The sequence below is a fragment of the Methylobacterium sp. WL116 genome, from assembly GCF_008039455.1.
Classification (GTDB): Bacteria; Pseudomonadota; Alphaproteobacteria; order Rhizobiales; family Beijerinckiaceae; genus Methylobacterium.
Genome location: NZ_VRUV01000372.1, coordinates 1 through 4,609, shown reverse-complemented (window position 1 = coordinate 4,609; position 4,609 = coordinate 1). Strand labels below are relative to the sequence as shown.

Below are 4,609 nucleotides of genomic sequence, written 5' to 3'. Positions count from 1 at the left end.
AGCCGCGCCGGCCCGCTTCCGCCGCCACCGCGGCGAGCATGTCGGGCGAGAGGTCGAGCGCGGTGACCGTGCCGGCATGCGGCGCCATCGCGAAGGCGACGTGGCCGCCGCCGCAGCCGAGATCGAGGGCGCGGGCCGGGCGCACCGTTCGTATGCGCTCGGCGATGCGGTCGAGGTCGGCGCCGGCGGCGTGGACCGCGCTCGCGACGTAGGACGCGGCCTGCGCGCCGAACCGGTCGGCGACGTGGGTCTCGTGGCGGCGCGTGGGGGCGCTCATGGGATCCTCCCTCAGGGCGCCGGCACCAGCGGCGCGAGGCGCGAGAGCCGGAGCGCGACGGCGAGCGCCAGCCCGTAGAGCAGGCCGACGAACGCCACCACGCCGGTCCAGCCGGAATGGGCGAAGAACCAGCCGCCCATCGTGCCGAGCACCGACGAGCCGAGGTAGTACAGCGACAGGTACACCGCCGAGGCCTGGGCGCGATCGCGCAGGGCGCGGCGGCCGATCCAGCTGCTCGCCACCGAATGGGCGCCGAAGAAGCCGATGGTGACGACGACGATGCCGAGCACGACGAGCCACAGGCTCTGCGACAGGGTCATCAGGATGCCGGCGATCGCCACGGTGATCGCCAGCCACAGCACCTTGCGCCGCCCGAGCCGGCTCGCGACCTCGCCGGTGAGCGTCGAGCTCATCGTGCCGAACAGGTAGACGACGAAGATCGCGCCGATCGCGGTCTGGCTCAGCGAGAACGGCGGGTCGAGCAGGCGGAAGCCGATGTAGTTATAGACGCATACGAAGCCGCCCATCAGCAGGAAGGCTTCCGCGAACAGCCACGGCAGGCCGGGATCGCGGAAGTGCTGGCCGAAGGTGCCGGGCACCTCGCGCCAGCGCATCGGGTGGGCGACGAAGCTGCGCGAGGGCGGCAGCGCCCACCAGAACGCGAAGGCCGCGACCAGCGCCAGAACGCCGATGGTGCCGATCCCGAGCCGCCACGAGGCGTGGTCGGCGATGATGCCGGCGATCAGCCGCCCGCACATCCCGCCGACCGCGTTGCCGCCGACGAGCAGGCCCATCGACAGGCCGATCGAGCGCCCGTCCATCTCCTCGCCGAGATAAGCCATCGCCACCGCCGGCAACCCGCTCGCGGCGAGGCCGGTCAGCGCGCGCAGCACCAGGAACCCGTGCCAGCTCGGCACCAGCGCGGCGACGATCGTGAGGAGGGCGGAGGCGAAGAGCGAGGCCAGCATCACCGGCTTGCGGCCGAGCACCTCGGAGATCGGGCTGACGAAGAGCAGCGCCACCGCCAGCACCCCGCAGGGCAGCGACAGGGCGAGGCTGCTCTCGGCCGGCGACACGCCGAAATCGTCGGCATAGACCGGCAGCAGCGGCTGCACGCCGTAGAGCACCGCGAAGGTGGAGAACCCGGCCGCCGCCAGCGCCAGCGCCGTGCGGCGGAAGACCGGCGTGCCCGATCGGATCAGCTCGACGCCGTCGCTCATGCGTTCCTGGTTCCGGCTCCGGTGGCGGCGTCGGTGTTGGGCCGCGTCCCGGGCCGGCGTCAACAGCCGGAGGCGCAGGGCGGTTCGATTCCGACGCTTTCCACGGCCGCCCGGCCGACGCACGGATCCCTGAGCCCGCCGCGGCGGCACCGGCACCGGCCGCGCGACCAGCGTATCGGCCAAGACGATCGCCCGCGGCGAACCCGGAGGCCGGGTATTCGCGACCGGATGGAAGGGCCGTCACAAGACGTACACGGCCGCTGGATAAGCGTGACCGCAAGCACAGAGCGACGAAACGGGCGCTCGCACCAGCGCCCGCATCGGCATCACCCGGCGAAACCTGACGGCTCGGGTGCAGAATACGTCATCGATACAACTGGAGCGCGCGTTCTACTGGGCCGGCGGCCCAGGGCGCGCGATCGCCCGGTCATCCGTTTCGACCCCCGCCGCTTGAATGGACCCTCCATGCGCGTTCCGCTTAAGGCCGCCCTCCTCGGCGCGACCGTCCTCCTGCCGGCCCGTGCGGACGCGCAGGCACTTCCGGCAGGGCCGGCGCCGGGCTTTCCCAACAGCACGTCCGTGAGTCCGGGCACCGTCCTCGACCGCCTGTTCGACAGCTACGGGCGGCTCCTGACGGGCGACCCCGCGGTGCTGACGCAGAACTACCAGACCGTCGTATCGATGACGCGGGCGCGCACCGCCGACCAGACGCTTGCGGCGGTGCGCGACGACCGGACCGCGCAGCCCTACAGCGTGCTCAACGGCCTCGGGCCGCTGACCGGCCTGTATCTCACGGGCGCCGGCGCCTCGTTCGGCGGGACGACGCCCGCGCGTCTGACGCCCACCACCTACGCCGCGCCGACGCTGTCCAAATACGCGGCCGACATCGGCCTGGGCACCGGTGCCAGCGCCGGGACGACCACCTTCGGCAACGGAACCGCGACGCCGCTCGCCGCGGCGGTGAGCTTCATCAACAACGTGGTCCGGGCGAACGGCTCGACCGAGCCGGCCAAGCGGATCTTCGAGCGCTACCAGGGCGCGACGCCGGCCGTCGACCCGCTGGACCCCCGCTACGGCAACTACAACGCGATCACGAACCGGACCGCGCTGAGGGCGTCCGACACCGCGAGCCTCGTCGTCCCGGCCTACCTGTCGAGCTTCCCCGTCCCCGCCGTCTACGGCACCACGGCGGCCTGGGTCCGCGGCTTCACCGTGACCCGGGCGATGGTCGACGCCAACGGCGGAAGGCCGCTCACCGCGCCGAACGTCGGCAGCTTCGATGCGGTGGGCACCTTCACCCCGGCCACCTTCGGCGTCGGCGACTACGTGCCGGGCGTCGGCACCGCGCCGCGGCCCTACCGCGTCTCGACCTCCGTCAGCGTGCCCACCCTGCTCCAGCCGATCATCAACGGCACCAACCCTTACGCGGACGGCGCCTTTCCGAGCGGCCATACCAATTCCGGCACGCTCCAGGCGCTCGGCGTCGGCTTCCTGGTGCCGCAGCAGTTCCAGGAACTGCTCGCCCGCGCCGCCGACCTCGGCAACGACCGCATCCTCGCCGGCATGCACTCGCCCCTCGACGTGATGGGCGGCCGCATGGAGGCCACCGCGATCGCCGCCACGAACATCTACGCCGCGCTCTACGACGCGAGCGGCAACCGGCTCGATTGGACCAACCCCGCCAACGCCGCAGCCTACGCGGTCTACGAAGCCTACCGGCAGACCCAGTCCTACCTCGCGGCCTCCTGCGGGGCCGCGAGCGTCGGCGCCTGCGTGGCGGCTGCGTCGAGCGCCGCCGACCCCTTCGGCGACGCCGCGCAGAACAGGGCGAACTACCGCGCGCGGATGACCTACGGCTTCCAGCCGACGGGCCCGCAGGCCGCGATGACCGCCGCGGAGGTCCCGGTCCAGGCGCAGGTCCTGCTCCTCACCCGCTTCCCCTACCTGACCGACGCCCAGCGGACGGACGTGCTGGCGAGCACCGGCCTGCCCTCGGGGTATCCGCTTCTCGACGGGAACACCTACGGCGGCTGGGGACGGATCAACCTCTACGCCGCCAACGACGGCTACGGCGCCTTCGCCAGCACCGTCTCCGTGACCATGGACGCGTCGCAGGGCGGCTACGGCGCGAGCGACAGCTGGAACAACGACATCTCCGGCCCCGGCGGCCTGATCAAGAACGGCAGCGGCGCCCTGCGGCTGGGCGGCACCGACACCTATGCCGGCCCGACCCTCGTCAACGGCGGAACCCTGACCGTGGACGGCTCGCTCGTCTCGACGGTCACCGTCGCGGGCGGCCGGCTCGGCGGCTCGGGCACGGTGGGGGGGCTCGCCGTCCTGCCGGGCGGCACGGTGGCGCCGGGCCATTCGATCGGCACCCTGACGGTCGCGGGCAGCGCCGCCTTCGCGGCGGGCTCGGCCTATCAGGTCGAGGCCGACGCCGCCGGCCGGTCCGACCGCCTCGCGGTGGCCGGCACCGCCACGCTCGCGGGCGGAACGGTGCAGGTGCTGGCCCAAGCCGGCAGCTACGGCCCGCGCACCCGCTACGCGATCCTCGATGCGGCCGGGGGCGTGTCGGGGCGGTTTTCCGGCGCGACATCGAACTTCGCCTTCCTGACGCCGACGCTCCGCTACGAGCCGACCGCGGTCGATCTGACCCTGACCCGCAACGACGTGCCGTTCTCCGCCATCGCCACGACCCGCAACGCGGCGGCGGTCGCCGACGCGATCCAAGAGGGGCGGCCCGGGCGCCGGCGCCTACGCCGCGACCGTCGGGCTGACGACGCCGGAGGCGCAGGGGGCGTTCCGGGCGCTTGCCGGCGACGTCCACGCCTCGGCGGTGTCCGGGTCCTACCAAACCGCGTTCTTCGTCCGCGAGGCGATCCTCGACCGGCTGCGCTGGGGCGTCACCCCCGGTTCGGCGGACGGGCCGAGCTTCGGCGACCTGCCGGCGCGCTATTCCGCCGACCTGCCGGAAAGCCGGCCGCCGGTCGCCTCCGTGCCGATGCGGATCCTCGACCCGACCGTGGTCGGCGTCTGGGGCCAGGGCTTCGGCGCCTTCGGCGGCGCCCGCGGCGGCAACGCCTTCGGCCTCGACCGGACGCTGGCGGGC

At 73.3% G+C, this 4,609-nt stretch carries 3 protein-coding genes; 1 reads left to right on the top strand and 2 read right to left on the bottom strand.

The annotated features are described in order from the left end of the window. Together FV223_RS20720 and FV223_RS20715 are read right to left on the bottom strand one after the other, a co-directional pair. A partial coding sequence (locus FV223_RS20720; RefSeq protein ID WP_147728775.1) for a methyltransferase domain-containing protein occupies positions 1-277 on the bottom strand: 277 nt, incomplete at its 3' end. An 11-nt stretch (positions 278-288) separates the two neighbouring features. Then, positions 289-1,497 (bottom strand): MFS transporter, encoded by a 1,209-nt coding sequence (locus FV223_RS20715; RefSeq protein WP_147728774.1) that lies wholly within the window; start codon positions 1,495-1,497, stop codon positions 289-291. A gap of 465 nt (positions 1,498-1,962) precedes the next feature. Here FV223_RS20715 and FV223_RS20710 point away from each other — a divergent pair. Beyond that, positions 1,963-4,609, top strand: a 2,647-nt coding sequence (locus tag FV223_RS20710; protein WP_147728773.1) for an autotransporter-associated beta strand repeat-containing protein, incomplete at its 3' end; no start/stop codon positions are given.